The 18145-nt window shown below is 73.2% G+C and carries 14 protein-coding genes; 4 read left to right on the top strand and 10 right to left on the bottom strand.

All coding sequences use genetic code 11. The features are described 5' to 3' along the window. Positions 1-146: 146 nt before the first annotated feature. From ABZV94_RS05905 to ABZV94_RS05930, 6 genes are all read right to left on the bottom strand, one after another. The gene (locus tag ABZV94_RS05905) at positions 147-983 is read right to left on the bottom strand and encodes an aldo/keto reductase (protein WP_356337614.1); all 837 of its coding nucleotides are present in this window, start codon (positions 981-983) and stop codon (positions 147-149) included. An 89-nt stretch (positions 984-1072) separates the two neighbouring features. After that, positions 1073-3985, bottom strand: coding sequence for a BTAD domain-containing putative transcriptional regulator (locus ABZV94_RS05910; protein ID WP_356337770.1), 2913 nt, complete (start codon positions 3983-3985; stop codon positions 1073-1075). A gap of 1070 nt (positions 3986-5055) precedes the next feature. Continuing rightward, entirely contained in the window at positions 5056-5859 is an 804-nt protein-coding gene (locus ABZV94_RS05915; RefSeq protein WP_356337617.1) for a serine protease, read from the bottom strand. Continuing rightward, complete coding sequence (locus ABZV94_RS05920) at positions 5856-6173, bottom strand: CU044_2847 family protein (RefSeq protein WP_356337620.1); 318 nt, start codon at positions 6171-6173, stop codon at positions 5856-5858. The genes ABZV94_RS05915 and ABZV94_RS05920 overlap by 4 nt, the downstream gene beginning before the upstream one ends. 145 nt (positions 6174-6318) lie before the next feature. After that, positions 6319-8145 (bottom strand): AMP-dependent synthetase/ligase, encoded by a 1827-nt coding sequence (locus ABZV94_RS05925; protein WP_356337622.1) that lies wholly within the window; start codon positions 8143-8145, stop codon positions 6319-6321. 310 nt (positions 8146-8455) lie between these two features. After that, positions 8456-9943 (bottom strand): MFS transporter, encoded by a 1488-nt coding sequence (locus ABZV94_RS05930; RefSeq protein WP_356337625.1) that lies wholly within the window; start codon positions 9941-9943, stop codon positions 8456-8458. A gap of 85 nt (positions 9944-10028) precedes the next feature. Between ABZV94_RS05930 and ABZV94_RS05935 the strand changes: the two genes are divergently transcribed. Beyond that, positions 10029-11039, top strand: coding sequence for an Lrp/AsnC family transcriptional regulator (locus ABZV94_RS05935; RefSeq protein ID WP_356337627.1), 1011 nt, complete (start codon positions 10029-10031; stop codon positions 11037-11039). A 26-nt stretch (positions 11040-11065) separates the two neighbouring features. Here the strand turns inward: ABZV94_RS05935 and ABZV94_RS05940 are convergent, their stop codons facing one another. Then, positions 11066-11935 carry a LysR substrate-binding domain-containing protein gene (locus ABZV94_RS05940; protein ID WP_356337630.1) on the bottom strand — a complete coding sequence of 290 codons (870 nt, stop codon included), beginning with the start codon at positions 11933-11935 and terminating at the stop codon, positions 11066-11068. Positions 11936-12103: 168 nt separating this feature from the next. Here ABZV94_RS05940 and ABZV94_RS05945 point away from each other — a divergent pair, with 168 nt between their 5' ends. Next, a complete protein-coding gene (locus ABZV94_RS05945) occupies positions 12104-13120 on the top strand; it encodes a bile acid:sodium symporter family protein (RefSeq protein ID WP_356337632.1) in 1017 nt (338 codons plus the stop codon). Here the strand turns inward: ABZV94_RS05945 and ABZV94_RS05950 are convergent. Further along, positions 13070-14947 (bottom strand): sialidase family protein, encoded by a 1878-nt coding sequence (locus ABZV94_RS05950; RefSeq protein WP_356337634.1) that lies wholly within the window; start codon positions 14945-14947, stop codon positions 13070-13072. The genes ABZV94_RS05945 and ABZV94_RS05950 overlap by 51 nt on opposite strands. Positions 14948-15062: 115 nt before the next feature. Then, a complete protein-coding gene (locus ABZV94_RS05955) occupies positions 15063-16007 on the bottom strand; it encodes a zinc-binding dehydrogenase (protein ID WP_356337636.1) in 945 nt (314 codons plus the stop codon). Positions 16008-16132: 125 nt separating this feature from the next. Between ABZV94_RS05955 and ABZV94_RS05960 the strand changes: the two genes are divergently transcribed. Together ABZV94_RS05960 and ABZV94_RS05965 are read left to right on the top strand one after the other, a co-directional pair. Next, a complete protein-coding gene (locus ABZV94_RS05960) occupies positions 16133-16570 on the top strand; it encodes a MarR family transcriptional regulator (protein WP_356337638.1) in 438 nt (145 codons plus the stop codon). A gap of 19 nt (positions 16571-16589) precedes the next feature. Next, a complete protein-coding gene (locus tag ABZV94_RS05965) occupies positions 16590-17111 on the top strand; it encodes an isochorismatase family protein (protein ID WP_356337641.1) in 522 nt (173 codons plus the stop codon). Positions 17112-17291: 180 nt separating this feature from the next. On the opposite strand, the gene fdhD is transcribed toward ABZV94_RS05965, so the two are convergent. Continuing rightward, on the bottom strand, positions 17292-18140 hold the full coding sequence (gene fdhD / locus ABZV94_RS05970) for a formate dehydrogenase accessory sulfurtransferase FdhD (protein ID WP_356337643.1): 849 nt from the start codon (positions 18138-18140) through the stop codon (positions 17292-17294). Between the last annotated feature and the right edge of the window lie 5 nt (positions 18141-18145).

An 18145-nucleotide genomic window follows, 5' to 3' on the forward strand; every position in this document is an offset into this window, starting at 1 on the left:
TTTTTCTACTCAGACCCGCGGCCCTCTTTTACACATTACCGCGGCGCGGCCCCCCACCCCCGGCCCCCGGCCGTCCCCCGGGCGTCGGGCCCCCCCCCCACGGCCGTGCCGGGTGCTGCGGGGTGTGCGTGCGGACGGCCCGGCTGTCAGCCCACGTCGAAGGTGGCCGGGTCGGGGCCCAGGCGCCGGTCCTCGTTGAGCGCGCTGATCGCGGCGAGGTCCTCGTCGTCCAGGCTGAAGTCGAACACCTCGATGTTCTCCTTGATCCGGGACGGCGTCACGGACTTCGGGATCACGACGTTGCCGAGCTGGATGTGCCAGCGCAGCACGACCTGGGCCGGGGTGCGGTCGTGCTTCTGCGCGATGGCGACGATCGCCGGCACCTCCAGCAGGCCCTTGCCCTGGCCGAGCGGCGACCAGGCCTCCGTGGCGATGCCCTGCTCGGCGTGGAACTCGCGCGCCTCGCGCTGCTGCAGGTGCGGGTGCAGCTCGATCTGGTTGACCGCGGGGATGACCGAGGTCTCCTCGATCAGCCGCCGCAGGTGCTCGGGAAGGAAGTTGGAGACGCCGATGGCGCGGACACGGCCGTCGGCGTGCAGCTTCTCGAACGCCTTGTAGGTGTCGAGGTACCTGTCCCGGGACGGCAGCGGCCAGTGGATCAGGTAGAGGTCGACGTAGTCGAGCCCCAGCTTCTCCAGCGACGTGTCGAACGCGCGCAGCGTGGAGTCGTACCCCTGGTCGCTGTTCCAGAGCTTGGTGGTGACGAAGATGTCCTCACGGGGCAGGCCGGAGGCGGCGATGGCCTTGCCGGTGCCCTCTTCGTTGCCGTAGATCGCAGCGGTGTCGATGCTGCGGTACCCGGCCTCCAGTGCCGTGGCGACGGCCCGCTCGGCCTCGTCGTCCGGCACCTGCCAGACGCCGTAGCCCAGCTGGGGCATCTCGACGCCGTTGTTGAGGATGATCGGGGGGACCTTGCTGCTCACGAGCCTCTTGATCCTTCGGTTGTCGACAAGGTGGTACTCCCATCGTCAACGATCACGGCCGGGTTCGCATTCCTGACCGCGGGATTGGATCAGCTTCCCGACAGACGGCCGGCTCCGTCGCCTGCCCTACGACCGGAGCGGTGCAGCCGTTCCTGCAGCGGACGGCACAGCTCCTCGCCCTCCGGGCCTCGGACGCGTTGGTAGACCGCCAGCGCCTCTGCCCAACAGGTCCGGGCCCGCGCCGACTCGCCCTGCCCGGCCATCGCGTCCCCCAGGACCACCAGCACGTCGGCCCGTCGCCGGTCGCCCCCGACCCCGCTGAGCACCGCGAGAGCCTGCTCCGCCTCAGCGGCGGCCCGGCCGGGCTCCTGTAGTGCCAACTGGATCTGGGCACGCCGGAAGCGGACCATGCCCTCACCGAGCGCCTGCCCACAGTCCTCGAAGATCACCAACGCCTGATCCAGCTGGCTCAGCGCCTCGCGGGTCCGGCCGGCCGCGGACAGCGCGATGCCGAGCGCATACCGCGACTCGGCCAGCGCCAGGGTCGCGGCCTCGGGACCGATGCGTTCGACGGCCTCCTCGGCCAGCGCGACAGCACTGCGCACATTGCCGATGCCCGCCTCGGCGTGGGACAGCTGACACAGTGCGCTGGCAACGCCGAACGGGTTGTCGTCGGCGCGGAAACGGGACAGCGCCTCTCGCAGAAAGCGGTCCGCCTCCGGGAACCTGCCCTCCTGGAGCGCGATGACACCGCGGTCGTACTGGACCCACGCGCCGGTCACCGGGTCGTCGACGGCGAGGGCCAGCACCAGCGCCCGCTGGGCCTCCGCGTCGGCCGCGCGCAGGTCGCCCGCCGTCAGGTGAACGGCCGTCAGCGCGGCGCAGGCCCGGCCCTCGGCCTGCGCGTCGCGCGCCGCATGCGCGGCACGCTTCGCAGCCGCGGCGGTCTCGTGGTACAGCCGGGGACTGCGGACGCCGACCGTGTCCTTGACGCTCCAGAGCAGATCGATCGCCCGGCGCAGCCGAGCGCCGTGCGCCAGCTGCCGGGCGCAGGACAGAATGCCCTCCGTCTCAACGCCCAGCCAGCGCCGCGCGTCCTCCAGATAGGAGAACTCGGCTGCCGTACGGGACGTCGGTGCCAGGTGTTCCACACTGCGGTCGCCGGGGTGCTCCACTGCGTATGCCTCGGCCGCGCTCGCCAGATAGAAGTCCAGCAGCCGGGTGAGGGCCGCGTCGCGCTCCTCGGGGGCCTCCCGCTCGGCGCAGGCCCGGGCGTACAGGCGCGTGAGGTCGTGAAAGCGGTAGCGGCCCGGTGCCGCGGACTCCAGGAAGCCGGTGTCGACCAGCGCCTCCAGTTGGTCCTCCGTCTCCTCCGGCGGCCCGTCCAGCATGGCGGCGGCAGCGGCGAGGGAGATGTCCGGTCCGTCGGCAAGGCCGATGAGTCGGAAGGCCCGCGCCTGATGGGGTTCGAGCTGGCCGTAGCCGAGTTCGAATGAGGACCGTACTGCGAGGTCGCCGGCCTGGAGTTCGTCCAGCCGTCGCCGCTCGTCGGCGAGCTTGGCGGCCAGGGCGGCCACGGTCCAGGTGCGTCGGGCCGCCAGCCGGGACGCCGCGATGCGGATCGCGAGCGGCAGGAAACCGCAGGCGCTGACTACGTCCAGGGCCGCCTCCCGCTCCGAGGCCACCCGCTCCTCGCCCACGATCCCGGTGAAGAACTGGACCGCCTCGTCGGGGCTGAGCACATCGAGGTCCACCAGATGGGCACCGGCCAGATCGACCATACGCACCCGGCTCGTGATGACGGTCGCGCAGCCCGGAGCGGCCGGGAGCAACGGCCGCACCTGCGCCGAGTCCCGGGCGTTGTCCAGCAGCACCAGGACCCGGCGCCGGTCCAGCATCGAGCGGTACAGGGCCGCGCGGTCGTGCAGGGAGTCCGGGATCTGGGCGTCGGGCGTACCGAGAGCGCGCAGAAAGCTGCCGAGCACGGTCTCGGGCTCCGCGGCCCGCGGCCCCACGCCCTGCAGATCCGCGTAGAGCTGCCCGTCGGGGAACGCGGACCGGGCGGCATGGGCGACGTGGACTGCGAGAGTCGTCTTGCCGATGCCGCCGATGCCGGCGGCACCCGAGATGGCCGTCAGGAAGCCCGGTTTGGTCGTCAACAGCGTGACCAACTCGCCGACGGGTGCTGTCCGTCCCGTGAAGTCCGAGACCGTTGCCGGCAGTTGGGCGGGCCGCACGAGAGCCGCCCGGTAGGGCGCCTCGGCACCGTCGTCGGCGCCGCCCAACGCAGGGTCGGACTCGAGGATGCGCTGCTGGAGTTCCCGTAGCGCGGGTCCCGGTTCGACGCCCAGTTCCTGCGCAAGAAGGCGCCGGGTGTCGGCATACACGGCGAGGGCCTCGGCCTGTCTGCCGCCGCGGTACAGGGCCAGCATCTGCAGCTCGCGAAGGCGCTGGCGCAGCGGGTGCGCCGCGGTGAGTGAGGTGAGTTCGGAGACGGCCTCCGCGTGTGCGCCCAGTTCCAGATCGAGGCCGAGCCGGGCTTCCCTCAGCTCCAGCCGCCATGCTTCCAGCCTGGCCCGGTGCGCCTCGGCGAAGGGTCCGGGCACGCCTTGCAGTGCCTCCCCGTCCCACAGCGCCAACGCCTTGTCGAGCAGTACCCGTGCCCGCGCGGACTTACCGTCCGTGCGGCAGCGTTCCGCCTCGGCGGCGAGGTGCTGCGCCTGCTCAAGGTCGAGGGAGCCCGGCGCGACCGTGATGGCGTAACCGCCGGATTCGCTGACCAGGACGCCGGGGTTCAGGATCTTGCGGAGCCGGGACGCGTAGGTGCGCACGGCCGCCAGCGCCTGTGACGGGTGATCCTTCCCCCAGAGGGCATTGATGAGTTCGGCGGCAGTGACGGTGCGGCCGGCGCGCAGCAACAGGACGGCGAGTAGGGCGCGTTGCTGAGGAGAACCGGCGGGTGCCTCGTCGCCGTACCGGTACAGCCGTACCGGGCCGAGCACCTTGAACTGCTGGGGCGGGGCCGGTACGGCCGCGGCTCGCCGGTGTACCGGTGCTGACGTCGTGGGAGGAGCCGACAAGGAAGGAGAGGCGGGCCGGCTGCCGGGTCTTGGGCGGGCCGTCGCCGAGCCGCGGGCGGCGGTCTCGGCCCGCCAGCGTGCGGTGGCCACCAGACGCCCGGCTGCCCGCAGCCGTCGTCCGTCTCCGCTGTGCACGGCGGAGTCGCCCTCCGCGGCGGCGAGGCTCACCAGCGCCGCCACCGCCTGGGGGTGCAGGGCCCCGACGGTCGCCGCCGACTTCTGGGCCGCGATGGCCAGGACGTCCGCCGCCCGGTCCATGCGGCCCCGGTCGTCGGCGGCTCTGGCGGACTCGAACTCGGCGGTCGCCAGCGCCACGAGCGCTGACAGTGTGACCGGGTGCTGTCCGCCCAGCACCGCGACGAGGCGCCGGACGGTCAACTCGATGTCATCGACGAGCCGGTCAGCGTCACGGTGCCGGTCCTGGATCTGGGCCGCTGCTGCGAGGACACACGTCGCCAGCAGGCGCAGCTCGAGATGGTCCACGGTGTCGCTGTCGTCCTCCGGCACCCGGTGAAGTGCCTCCGTCGCGGCCTCGGTAGCCCCGCGGTGGTCCCCCAGCCGTATGCGCGTCGCGGCCAGGTTGGCGAACGTCCTGGCGGCGACGAGGCCGGTGCCCTGGCGTGCGCCCAGCTCCATGGCCGTCCCCAGCACGGTCGAGGCGGCCGGGAGGTGGCCGCGGTCGGCCAGGACGACGGCCAGGTGGTTGAGCGAGTCGAGGTCGGTGCGCAGCCGCCGCGCGTCCCAGGCCAGTCGGGACACCACCTGTTCCAGAAGGGCGTGCGACGCGGCCCGCAGACCGAGAACGTCGAGCCGCGCGATGAGCCGGGCGCAGGCCCGGCCGAGATCGGGATGGGCCAGCAACGCCTCGCTCTGGCTCAGCAGCCGGGCCGCGACGGCGGCCCGCTCACGGTCGGTGATCTGGTCGGGGCGCGCCTGCTCTGCGTGTCGCAACGCCTCGCGCCACACCCAGGGGACGTCAGGTGCCGACCCGGTCATGCGCCCCCTCCGCCGAGTTCCTTGTCGATGAGTTTCTGGACGGTCAGGAACTTGAGCTCGGCGAGCTGCGCCGGGTCGAGGATCCTGCGTTCGGCCCAGTCGTCCAGCTGGCGCAGGAGCGCCTCGGTGCCGGAGAAACGCGGGGGCTGCGGACTGTCCGTGGCGGCTCGCGATCCGGCGGGGCGCAGTACGTCCACGAGGTGCGCGACGTCGAGGTGGTCGAAGCGGCGCATCGCCTCCCCGAGGGTGGCCGCGATGAGGACGTTGGTGGCACGGGAGCCGTCGGACCGGTCCGGGGTCTGCTCGATGAGGATGCCTACGACCGCGGGCTGCCGGTCGTCCCCGGGCGGCACGCCCTCCACGGGCCCGCCCGAGTAGCCGGAGTAGTCGCCGAGCTGCTGGTCCGCGGTGAGCTGGAGCGCCTCGATGGTCGTACCGCCGGCGCACAGGTGCGGTGCGGTGCGGTCGATCCGGCCGCTGAGGTGGACCTCGTCGGCGGCCGGCCGGTACGGGCCGCGCCAGCGGTCCCCGTCCTGCGCCACGTCCGCCGCGGGGATCGGCAGGTCCACGTGGTGCTCTGCGGCGATCTCGACCAGCGCCAGGTCGGCCTCCTTGTCCTGTCGGCAGACCCGGCCGCCGACACTGCGCCCGTCGGCGAGCCGGATGTCGACGCACTCCTCCACAGCCAGGCCGCGCAGACAGTGCAGCGCGGTGAGGACGAACCGCCGGGTGAGCAGGAAGCCGCCGCCGAGCCGCTGCCGGGCTCGGTAGAGGTCGACCCAGTACCCCGCGCCGGTCACGCCGTCCCCGTCTCCGGGGCGCGCTCCACGGTGAGGGTCACTTCGAAGGAGGCCTCGGCGGACGCCTTGGACAGGATGACCCCGGCCTCCGCCGCCAGGGTCAGTCCGAAGGTGACGTCCAGGCTCCGTACCGTCCATCCGTCGCGCCGCGGCACCCGGTCCAGGGAGCGCTGGGCGATCTCCGAGGCCTGCACGATGGCCCGCTCGATGTCTTCGGCGCGTTCGTCGAGGCTCGCCGTGGTGCGGGTGCGGCTCGCGATCTGCCGGTTGCCCGCCGCGTCGAGCGACACCGTCTCGACCCTGATGTCGGCCATGACCGTACTTCCCCCGTGTGCGCTGGAGCCTGCGATGACGGACCGTGACCCAGGCGGGCGGAGATCCCAACAGGAGGGTAACCGCGGTGACTTGATGTCGCGACCGCTTCCCGCGGCAATGCCGGACGCGGTTCCCGCAGACCGGTCACGTCCGGTAGAGCGCCTCGACCTCGTCCGCGTACGCCTTCTCGATCGCCTTCCGCTTCAGCTTCAGCGACGGGGTCAGCAGGCCGTGTTCCTCGGTGAACGGCTGGGCCAGGATGCGGAAGGTGCGGATCGACTCGGCCTGGGAGACGAGGGTGTTGGCCGCGACCACCGCGCGCCGCACCTCCGTCTCCAGGTCCGGGTCGTGCACCAGCTTGGCCGGGGTCATCCTCGGCTTGCCGCGCATCTGGAGCCAGTGTTCGACGGCCTCCTGGTCGAGGGTGACCAGGGCCGCGATGTAGGGACGGTCGTTGCCGACGACGATGCACTGGTTGACCAGCGGATGTTCGCGGACCCGCTCCTCCAGCACGCCCGGGGAGACGCTCTTGCCGCCGGAGGTCACCAGGATCTCCTTCTTGCGGCCGGTGATGGTCAGATAGCCGTCCTCGTCCAGGGAGCCGAGGTCGCCGGTGGCGAGCCAGCCGTCGTGCAGGGTCTGGTCGGTGGCCTTGGGGTTGTTGAGGTACCCCTGGAAGACGTTCGCGCCGCGCAGCCAGATCTCCCCGTCGTCGGCGATGTGCACGGTCACCCCCGGGATGGCCTGGCCCACGGTGCCGTAGCGGGTGCGCTCGGGCGGGTTGGCGGTCGCCGCGGCCGTCGACTCGGTCAGGCCGTACCCCTCGTAGATCTGCACGCCCGCGCCCGCGAAGAACAGCCCCAGCCGGCGGTCCATCCCCGATCCGCCCGACATCGCGTTGCGGATCCGGCCGCCCATCGCGGCCCGGACCTTCGCGTACACCAGCTTGTCGAAGAGCTGGTGCTGCATCCGCAGCCCCGCCGACGGGCCGGGCCCGATGCCCCACGCCTTCGCCTCCACCGCCTCCGCGTATCTGACAGCGATGTCGACGGCCTTCTCGAACGGCCCCGCCTTGCCCTCCTTCTCGGCCTTGCGGCGGGCCGCGTTGAACACCTTCTCGAAGATGTACGGCACGGCGAGGATGAACGTGGGCTGGAAGGCGGCCAGGTCGGGCAGGAGGGCGGCGGCGTGCAGCTGGGGCTGGTGCCCGAAGCGGACCCGGCCGCGGATCGCGGCGACCTCCACCATCCGCCCGAAGACGTGCGCCAGCGGCAGGAACAGCAGCGTCGACGCCTCGTCGCCCTTCTTCGAGTGGAACACCGGTTCCCAGCGCTGGATCACGGTGTCCGCCTCGAACATGAAGTTGCCGTGGGAGATCACACAGCCCTTGGGGCGGCCGGTGGTGCCGGAGGTGTAGATGACGGTGGCCACCGAGTCGGGGGTGACCGCTTCCCGGTGCCGGTGCACCACCTCGTCGTCCAGGTGCGCGCCGGCGTCGTACAGCTCCTGCACACAGCCCGCGTCGAGCTGCCACAGCTGGCGCAGTCGCGGCAGCCGGTCGATGACGGTGGCGATGGTCATCGCGTGGTCCTCGTGTTCCACGACGGCCGCGGACACCTCGGCGTCGTAGAGCATCCAGAAGCACTGTTCGGCCGAGGAGGTGGGGTAGACGGGCACCACCTGGGCGCCGATCGTCCACAGGGCGAAGTCGAACAGGGTCCACTCGTAGCGGGTGCGGGACATGATCGCGACGCGTTCGCCGAAGCGGATGCCGCGCGCCAGCAGCCCCTTGGCGAGGGCCATGACCTCGTCGCGGAACTCGGCGGAGGTGACGTCCCGCCACTGTCCGGAGGCGTCCTTGCGGCCGAGCGCGATGTGCAGCGGGTCGGTCCGGGCATGGTCGAAGACGACGTCTGCCAGACCGCCCACCGGCGGCGGCGACGCCAACGGAGGGTTGGTGAACTCGCGCAACCTCGCTCCCCGTGTCTCGCGCCTCAGTGACGTTGGTCCACGCACCGCACAGCGGCCTGAAAGCTACCCCACCCGGTCGGCGTGCGGGAGGGGTTGCGGAAACCGAGCAAACCTCACGTTCCGCCTGGACGACGACCCCGAAATGCCCGCACATGGGGAAGGGCCGGACACAACTACTGACGGGTCAGTAAGTTTCGGTGCCGTAATCTCCACCGAATCTGTACGCGCCGATTACGGCCCCACGCGCGGCAGGCGGCCCCGGAACACCGCTCCGTGACCGCCCCGCGCACCTGGAGTGCCGGTCCGCCGCTCAGCCGCGGGCCGCCACCGCCTCCTCCGCCACGGTGCCGGAGGCCTTCGGCGGCGTCGGCCGGCCCGCCCGGACGAGCGCCAGCACCAGGGCGCCCGCCACCGTCCCGGCCAGCCCCGCCACGACGAGCGCGCCGTTCAGGCCCGAGGCGAACGCGGCCCGCAGCGTGTGCTCGGGGAAGGCCCCGCGCAGTGCCCCGGCACCGCCGCCGGCCAGTGTGTGGGCCGCGCCGTCCGGGAGCCGCCCGCTCATCCGGGAGGTGAGGACGGTGCCGAAGACGGCCACCCCGAGCGCGTACCCGAGCTGCCGGACCGTGTTCACCGCGCCGCCCGCCATTCCGGACCTCTCCGGGGGCACGGCCGCCAGCGCCGCCCCGGCCACCGTCGGCGCCACGAACCCGGTGCCGACCCCGACCAGCACGAACCCGGGCACCAGCGCCGTCCAGTCCGCACCCGCGTCCAGCACCGCCTGGCACAGGGTGCCCGAGGCGATCAGCAGCAGCCCGCCGCCGACCGTCAGCCAGGCCGGCGCCCCGTGCAGCAGCCGCCCGACCAGCACCGCCACCACCATGGACACCGCCGTCATCGGCAGCAGCGTGAGCCCGCCCCGCACCGGTGACATGCCGAGCAGCGTCTGCATCCACAACGACAGGTACGGGATCCCGCCGAACGCCACCCCGTTGAACGCGAACGAGCCCACCATCACCCCGACGAACGCCGGCCGGCGCAGCAGCGACAGATCCAGCAGCGGGTGCGCCACGCGCCGCTCCACCAGCACGAACACCAGCAGGGCCAGCGCGGACACGGCGAACGCGGTCAGCGTGACGGGCGCCGTCCAGCCGTCCTCACCGGCGCGCACGACGGCGTACGTCGCACCGCCCGCGAACACCGCGAAGGCCGCCGTGCCCGCCCAGTCCACGCCCCGTCCGCGCGGTCCCCGGGACTCGGGGACCGCCCGCAGCGTCAGCCACACCGCGACCACGCTCACCGGCAGGTTCACGAAGAAGATCCACCGCCACCCCGGACCCTGCGTGATCAGCCCGCCCAGCACCGGCCCGACCGCCGCGGCGCCGCCGCTGACCGCGCCCCACACCCCGAGGGCCGTGGAGCGCTCCCGGCCCTGGTAGGCCGAGGCCAGCAGGGGCAGCGTCGTCGCGAACATCGCCGCCCCGCCGACGCCCTGGAGCGCCCGCGCCGCCACCAGCATCCCCGGCCCGGACGCCAGCCCGCACAGCAGACTGGCCGCCGCGAACAGCACCACGCCCGTCACGTGCACCCGGCGCCGCCCCAGGGTGTCCGCCGCGGCACCCACCCCGAGCAGCAGCGCGGCCAGCGCCAGCGCGTACCCGTCGACCACCCACTGCAGGTCTCCCAGCGACGCGTGCAGCGAGCCCGCCATGTCCGGCAGCGCCACCACCACGATGGTCACGTCCAGCAGCAGCATGAACGTGCCCAGGCACACGGCCGTGAGCGTCCCCCATCTGCGCATGTCCTCAACTCCCCTGTCCGAACGGACTGCGTAACGCCCCGTACGATGACCGCACGACGGACGATCCGGCGTCCAGGAACCCCACATGCGACGGAATCCGGCGGGGGAGAGCATGCTGCGGATGGAATCCGACACCTTCGATCTGCTGGACCTCCAGCTGCTCTCCGCGCTGGAGGTCGACGGCCGGGCCCCCTTCAGCCGGATCGCCGCCGTCCTCGGCGTCTCCGACCGGACCGTCGCCCGCCGCTACCACCGCCTGTGCGCCGAGGGCGGCCTGCGCGTCGTCGTGCTGCGCGACGCCGTACGCCTCGGCCAGGACCAGTGGATGCTGCGGCTGCGCTGCGCGCCCGACGGCGCCACCGTCATCGCCGACGCGCTCGCCCGGCGCCCCGACACCTACTGGATAGGGCTGGCCTCCGGCGGCACCGAGATCGCCTGCCTCACCCGGCCGCGCAGCCCCGGCGAGCACGACGACCTGCTGCTCGGCAAGCTGCCCCGCACCCCGAGCGTCGTGGAGATCCGCGCCCTGCAACTCCTGCACCGCTTCTACGGCGGCCCGGTCGGCTGGCTGCCCAAGTTCCGTGCGCTCAGCGACGAGCAGATCGCCGCCCTGCGCCCCGACCTGCCCGAGCCCGAGCCCGGTCCCGCCCGCCTGGAGCCCGGGGACGCCCCGCTGCTCGCCGTCCTCGAACGCGACGGCCGCGCCACCTACCCCGAACTCCAGCGGGCCACCGGGCGCTCCGAGTCCGCGATCAAACGCCGCCTGTCCGCCCTGATCGCCTCCGGCGCGGTGTACGTCGACATCGAGTACGACTCCGCGATCCTCGGCCATCCCACGGCGGCCATCCTGTGGATCACCACCGCACCGGGCGCCCTGGACTCCGTCGGCCGGGCCCTCGCCACCCACGACGAGGTCGCCTTCGTGTCGGCCACCGCGGGGCCGTCCCACCTCGTCGTCACTGTCGTCGTCCGCGACACCGCCGCGCTGTACGCCTACCTGAGCGGGCCCCTGGGTCACCTGGACGGGGTCCAGCACGTGGAGACGACGCCCTTCCTGCGGCGGGTGAAGCAGCTGACGTACCGCCCGGCGCGGTGAGCCGCCCCGGCGCGTGGGCGCCGGTGTCAGCCGCTCCTGCGCCGCAGCCGCTCGCCGCCCGCCAGGACCGCCGCCGCCAGCGCGTCCGCGGCGCCCTCGGCGGGGCCCCGGCGGTGGCCGTGGACGAGGACGAAGTCGACCTTGCCCAGCTCCGGCAGGCCGGCCCGGTCGGGCAGCCGGAACAGGTCCGGCGGGATCAGCCGCCGGGAGTGGGCCATCACGCCGAGGCCGGCGCGGGCCGCCGCGATCAGCCCGCTGAGACTGCCGCTCGTGCACACGATCCGCCAGTCGCGTCCCTGCCGTTCCAGCACCTCCAGCGCGCGGGCCCGGGTGATGCCCGGCGGCGGGTACACGATCAGCGGAACGGGCCGGTCGGGGTCCAGCCGCAGCCGCTCGGCGCCGATCCACACCAGGTCGTCCCGCCAGACCAGCTCGCCGCGCGGATCCTCCGGGAGCCGCTTGGCCAGCACCAGGTCGAGCTTCCCGGCGGCCAGCCGCTCGTGCAGGGTGCCGGACAGCTCCACCGTCAGCTCCAGGTCGACCTCCGGGTGGTCGTAGCGGAAGCCTTCCAGGATCTCCGGCAGCCGGGTCAGGACGAAGTCCTCCGAGGCGCCGAAGCGCAGCCGGCCCCGCACGCGCGTGCCGCTGAAGAACGCCGTCGCCTGCTCGTGCACCTCCAGGATCCGGCGGGCGAACCCCAGCATCGCCTCGCCGTCCTCGGTCAGCTCCACCGAATGGGTGTCCCGGGAGAACAGCTGCCGGCCGGTCGCGTCCTCCAGCCGCCGTACATGCTGGCTGACCGTGGACTGGCGCAGCCCCAGCCGCCGGGCGGCCTGCGTGAAGCTCAGTGTCTGGGCGACCGCGAGGAAGGTGCGCAGGTGCGTCGGCTCGTACACGACGTCCGAGCCTAGCTCCTATCGTGGAACATGATGACAGTCAGAGCGGTGTGCGGGATTCCCGATCAATGGCCGGAGGAGGACAATCGACGGGGGCCCTGCGGGCCCGCGACCGCACGTCACCACAGCAATCGGAGCACCGTGAAACGCCTGCGCTGGCCGAGTTGGATGCCGATCGACCCGTACATCGTGCTGCTGCTCGGCACGGTCGGTCTCGCCGCGCTCCTGCCGGCCCGGGGCACCGCCGCCCACGTGGCCTCGGGCGCCTCCACGGCCGCGATCGCGTTCCTCTTCTTCCTCTACGGCGCCCGGCTGTCCACCCGCGAGGCGCTGGACGGATTCAAGCACTGGCGGCTCCACGTCACCGTGCTGACCTGCACCTTCGTCCTCTTCCCGGTGTTCGGGCTGGCCGCGCGCGCCCTGGTGCCGGTCCTGCTGACCCAGCCCCTCTACCAGGGCCTGCTGTTCCTGACGCTGGTGCCGTCGACCATCCAGTCGTCCATCGCGTTCACCTCGATCGCCCGGGGCAACGTGCCCGCCGCGATCTGCGCCGGGTCCTTCTCCTCCCTCGTCGGCATCGTCCTCACCCCGTTGCTCGCGGCGGGGCTGCTCGGCGGCGAGGCGGTCGGATTCTCCACCGACTCGGTCGTGAAGATCGTGCTCCAGTTGCTGGTGCCCTTCCTCGCCGGGCAGCTGCTGCGGCGGTGGATCGGCGGGTTCGTCACCCGGCACAAGAAGGTCCTCGGGCTGGTCGACCGGGGGTCGATCCTGCTGGTCGTCTACACCGCGTTCAGCGAGGGCATGAACCGGGGCATCTGGCACCAGGTGAGCCCCGTGCGGCTGGCCGGGCTGCTCGGCGTGGAGGCCGTCCTGCTGGCCGCGATGCTGGTGCTGACCTGGTACGGCGCCAAGGCGCTCGGCTTCGGCCGGGAGGACCGGATCGCCATCCAGTTCGCCGGGTCGAAGAAGTCCCTCGCCTCCGGGCTGCCGATGGCGAGCGTCCTGTTCGGCGCCCACGCTTCGCTGGCGGTCCTGCCGCTGATGCTGTTCCACCAGATGCAGCTGATGGTGTGCGCGGTCATCGCCAAGCGGCGCGCCCGTGACCCGGAGGCCGCCACGGACGCGCCCGGGGCGTCAGCCGCGCACCCGGTCCAGGGGCAGCCACAGGACCGTGTCCTGCGGTGACCGCAGCACCTTCGGGTCGGCCAGCTCGGCGTCGGTGAGCGCCCGGTCCCAGACGCGCACCTCGTCCAGCGCGCCGGTGAGGAAGGCGCGGCTGTCCATGCGCTGACCGAGGTGCACACCGAAGGGGGAGTTGCGGCTGACCGAGCCCGGCACGTCGGTGGCGGAGGTCGGCGCGCCGTCGACGGACAGCGACAGCCGGCCCCCGCCGCGACGGAGCACGGCGTGGTGCCACCGGCCGTCGTTGTACGCGGTGTCCGTGCGCACGTACGCGGTCTGTGGCGGGGCGGCTCCGTTTCGCACGGTGATCAGCCCCTGCACCCTGTGGTCGGCCGGCTCCCCGCGCAGCCACACCTGCGGCTGGCTGGTGCCGGTCCCGCCCATCCACAGCAGCGGCTGCTCCCCGGCCGTCGCCGCGTACCGGAACCACAGCGACACCGTGAAGTCCTTCGTGCCCAGGGGGAGCCCGGTGCGGTACGGCAGGCGTACGGCGTCGTCGGTGCCGTCGAACTCCAGCGCGCCCCCGGACACCCCGTCCGTCTCCTGCGGCCCGCCCAGCACGAGCGCGGGGCGGGCGTGCGGGGCGAGGTCGGCGGTGACCGGGTCGGGGCCGCGGCGCGGTGTGAGCCAGTCCTCGGTGAAGCGGGCGAAGCGGATCTCGTCGCGGGCGTCCACCGCGCCGCCCTCGTACATCAGACCGACCGTGCGGGAGTCGACGCGCACCAGGTCGGAGTAGCCGGACCAGTCCGTGGTGACGACCGTGCCGCGGTCGACGCTGTCCCAGGTCCGGCCGCCGTCGTAGGAGGAGCGGATCATCATGGTGCGGCGCCGGTCGGGATCGCCGGGGCAGGCGAGCAGGAGGCGGTCGCCGAGGCGCAGCAGGGACCCCTGCACCTGCGGGGTGTACAGGTCCGGCAGGTCGCGGAAGGGCGCGGTGAAGGCGGTGCCGCCGTCGCGGCTGACGGCCTGGGTGCGGTGGCCGAGGTCGGTGCCGTCCTGTTCCCGGCCGCTGACCAGGACCGAACCGTCGCCGCGCTCGGTGAGCGTGAGTTCGGAGGGTTTCTGCCGGAAGGTGCCGTCGGTGGCGATGGGCCAGGTGTCGGTGGCGCCGATCCGCCAGTGGCCGCCGTGGTCGTCGCTGACGATCAGGGCCGCGTGGTTGGCGGTGACCCGGCTGCCGTCCCAGGTCTCGGTGTTCACCCCGAAGAGCAGGCGTCCGGCGTACCGGCCGCGGGTGAGCTGGATGCCGTGCACGGGCCCGGTGGCGTACCAGGAGTTCCAGTCGGCGGGCAGGATCTCGGGGCTCAGGTCGCGCGGCGGGGACCAGGTCAGGCCGTCGTCGTCGCTGTACTGCAGATGCGGGGTGCGGTCGCAGGGGACGGGGCAGCCGGCGCTGTCCGTACGGCCGGTGTTGTACGTCTGAGCCAGCCAGACCCGGCCGGTGACGCGGTCCACGACCGGGGCGGGGTTGCCATGGGTGTCGCCGCCGCCCTCGTTGACCACCTGCAACGGGCCCCAGGTGCGGCCGCCGTCGGTGGAGCGCTTGAGCACGATGTCGATGTCGGCCGCGTCCCCGCAGTTGAGGACCCGGCCCTCGGCGAACGCCAGCAGGGTGCCGCCGGCCGTGCGGACGACCGCCGGGATGCGGAAGCACGCGTACCCCGGGTCCTGGGCGGCCTGGAACAGCACCTGCTGCTCGAACCGTGGGGAACCGCCCGCCGGCTGGGCGTGTGCCGAAGGGGCCGGCAGGAACGGCAGGAGGAGTCCGGCCGCGGCGAGGGCGGCGGTGGCGAGCGCGGATCTGAGACGGGCGCGAAGACCTGACGGCACGGTGCGACCTGCCCTTCGTCGGCCGGACATCTGGACATCCGGACATCCCACGTCCAACGTGCGCCCCATGAACGGTAGTTGGCGGTGGCGCGGGTCACAAGAAGCGTGCGACCGGTTACGGCCGCAGGACGACCTTGCCGAGGTTGGCCCGGCCGGTGATCGCCGCGTGCGCCGCCGCCGTGTCCTCCAGGGCGAACTCCCCGTGCACGGCGGGCTTCAGGGCACCCGCTGCGCACAGCCGCCACAGCTCCCGCCGCCACCGCTCGTACACCTCCGGCCGGCCGCGGGCGATCAGCGCCATCTGGAAGCCGATCACCGACTTGGCCCCCACCAGCAGGTCGTACGCCCGGATGGTGCCGCCGCCCGAGCTGTAGGCGACCAGGCGGCCGTGCGGGGCGAGTGCGGCCAGGGCGGGGGTGAGCAGGTCGCCGCCGACGGCGTCCAGGGCGCAGTCGAACGGGTCGCCCCAGCTGTCGTCGTCGTACCGCACGCAGTCGTGCGCACCGAGCGAGCGCACGAAGTCCGCCTTCGTCCGGCCGGCCGCGGCCTCCGCCCCCCGGGGCCCGGACACGGCCGCCACGACCCGCCCCGCGCCCCGCGCCCGCGCCAGCTGCACCGCGAGGTGCCCCACGCCGCTCGCCGCCGCCGTGACGAGGACCGACTCCCCCGGGGCGAGGCGGGCCGCCTCCAGCGCCCCCCACGCCACGAGGCCGCTGCGCACCAGGGTCACCGCGGTCACGGCGTCGGCGCCGTCCGGCACCGGAGAGGCCATGGCCTCGTGCAGCAGGGCGTACTCGGCGTATCCGTGTCCGAAGCACAGGCCGGTCACCCGGTCGCCGGCGCGGAAGCGGGTCGTACCCTCGCCGGCCGCCACGACCTCGCCCGCGATCTCACCGCCCAGCGGCACCGGCTCGGCGGCCTCGGCCACCTTGCGGACCATCGGCAGGGTGACGCCGACGGCCGCGCAGCGCACCAGCAGCTCACCGGGGCCCGGAGCGGGGACGGGCACCTCCTCGACGAACAGCGGGCCGCCGGTGGACTCGTACCGGACGCGACGCATCGCAACCTCCTGAGGCCGGGCGCACCCGACCCGCGGTCGTGGGGAATACCAATGAAATCGTTGGGGCTCCCAACGGTAGGGCAGGTTCGTGGGGAAGTCCAATGATTCTTCGCTAGGCTGCCGCCATGGCCGAAGCACCCCTGCCCGCGATCCGCTCCCTGCCCAGCTGGCTCCTCGGCCGGGCCGCCGCGCGGGGCCGCGCCCTGGTCGCCGACGCCCTCGCGGCGGAAGGGCTGAAGATGTGGCACCACGTCGTCCTCTCCGCCGTCCGCGACCTCGCCCCGGTCGCCCAGGCGGACCTCGGCCGCAGCGTGCGCCTCGACCCCAAGGACGTGGTCGGCGTCCTGAACGACCTCCAGTCCGCCGGCCTGGTCGAACGCGCCCCCGACCCCCGCGACCGGCGCAAGAACGCCGTCTCCCTCACCGACGAGGGCGCCCGTCTCCTCGTGCGCTGCGAGAAGGCCGCCCGGGAGGCCAACGACGCACTGCTCGCCCCGCTGTCGGCCGCCGAACGCGATCAGTTCATGGGTCTGTTGATCCGGATTTCCGGCACGGACGGCTGACGACGGCTAACGTTCCGTCATGACCGCAGCTCCCGTGCTCGATCCGCAGCGCACCGCCCTCATCCTCGTCGACCTGATGGACCGCATCGTCGCGCTGCCCCTGGAACCCCGCAAAGGCACCGAAGTGCTCGCCGCCGCCGAGGAGTTGGCGACGACCTTCCGCCGCGCCGGTGCCCTCGTCGCCCTCGTGCGGGTGGAGCGACCCGCCGTCGCCGAACAGCCGCCCGGCAGCGGGCTGGTCCCCGGCCTGCGCCGGGACGGCGACCTGGAGGTCGTCAAGCGGACCCTCGGCGCCTTCCAGGGCACCGGCCTGGACGAGTGGCTGCGCGCACGCGGCATCACCACCCTGGTGTTCGGCGGCATCGCCACCAACCTGGGGGTCGAGTCCACCGCCCGCGCCGCCGCCGACCTCGGCTACGACCTCGTCTTCGCCGAGGACGCCATGGCGGCGTTCACCGCCGCCGAGCACGAGGCGTCCGTCCGCCTCGACTTCCCGAGGCTGGGCACGGTGACGAGGTCGACGGACATCGGCTTTGCCTGAGCGGCCCCCCGGCGAAGGGCAAGGGCCCACCCAGGCCCGCTGTGCCCACGCGTCGGCCGTGAAGAGAGCCGCGGGGGGCGCGCCCCCGTCGGCGAACGCGGCAGGAAGTGGCGGGACCCCGCGGGCGCAGGGGGCGCTCCCCGCCGGGCGGGGTCCCGCCGCCGTGCCGCGGGGGACCGGTCATCCCTGGGCGGCCGCCTCCCGCAGGGCGATCCGGTCCTGGCCCGCGTACACGTTCATCGAGCTGCCCCGCAGGAAGCCCACCAGGGTCAGCCCCGTCTCCGCGGCCAGGTCCACCGCCAGCGACGAAGGCGCCGACACCGCCGCGAGCACCGGGATGCCCGCCATCACGGCCTTCTGCGCCAGTTCGAAGGAGGCCCGGCCCGACACCATGAGGATCGACCGGGACAGCGGCAGGGCGTCGTTCTGCAGGGCCCGGCCGACCAGCTTGTCGACCGCGTTGTGCCGGCCCACGTCCTCCCGGGTGTCCAGCAGCTCCCCGTCCTCGCTGAACAGGGCCGCCGCGTGCAGACCCCCGGTCCGGTCGAACACCCGCTGGGCCGCCCGCAGCCGGTCGGGCAGGCTCGCCAGCAGCTCGGGCGTGATCCGCAGCGGGGGAGTGTCGGCGATCGGCCAGCGCGCGGTCGTCCGGACGGCGTCCAGGCTGGCCTTGCCGCACAGCCCGCACGAGGAGGAGGTGTAGACGTTCCGCTCCAGCGTGAAGTCCGGGAGCGTGACGCCCGCCGCGGTCTTCACGTCGACCACGTTGTACGTGTTCGAACCGTCCACCGTCGCCCCGGCGCAGTAGACGATGTTCTGCAGGTCGGACGCCGCGGCCAGCACGCCCTCGCTCACCAGGAAGCCGGCCGCGAGCGCGAAGTCGTCGCCGGGGGTGCGCATGGTGATCGCGAGCGGTTTGCCGTTCAGCCGGATCTCCAGGGGTTCCTCGGCGACGAGCGTGTCCGGCCGGGTGGAGACCGCCCCGTCCCGGATGCGGAGGACCTTGCGTCGTTCCGTGACTCGTCCCATGGTCT

The sequence above is a fragment of the Streptomyces sp. NPDC004658 genome, assembly GCF_040609555.1.
Lineage (GTDB): Bacteria > Actinomycetota > Actinomycetes > Streptomycetales > Streptomycetaceae > Streptomyces.

Coding starts and splice junctions, on each gene's coding strand:
- ABZV94_RS05935 (WP_356337627.1), top strand. CDS start 10,029: ATGCGACGGAATCCGGCGGGGGAGAGCATGCTGCGGATGGAATCCGAC.
- ABZV94_RS05955 (WP_356337636.1), bottom strand. CDS start 16,007: ATGCGTCGCGTCCGGTACGAGTCCACCGGCGGCCCGCTGTTCGTCGAG.
- ABZV94_RS05965 (WP_356337641.1), top strand. CDS start 16,590: ATGACCGCAGCTCCCGTGCTCGATCCGCAGCGCACCGCCCTCATCCTC.
- ABZV94_RS05930 (WP_356337625.1), bottom strand. CDS start 9,943: ATGCGCAGATGGGGGACGCTCACGGCCGTGTGCCTGGGCACGTTCATG.
- ABZV94_RS05920 (WP_356337620.1), bottom strand. CDS start 6,173: ATGGCCGACATCAGGGTCGAGACGGTGTCGCTCGACGCGGCGGGCAAC.
- fdhD (WP_356337643.1), bottom strand. CDS start 18,140: ATGGGACGAGTCACGGAACGACGCAAGGTCCTCCGCATCCGGGACGGG.
- ABZV94_RS05945 (WP_356337632.1), top strand. CDS start 12,104: ATGCCGATCGACCCGTACATCGTGCTGCTGCTCGGCACGGTCGGTCTC.
- ABZV94_RS05960 (WP_356337638.1), top strand. CDS start 16,133: ATGGCCGAAGCACCCCTGCCCGCGATCCGCTCCCTGCCCAGCTGGCTC.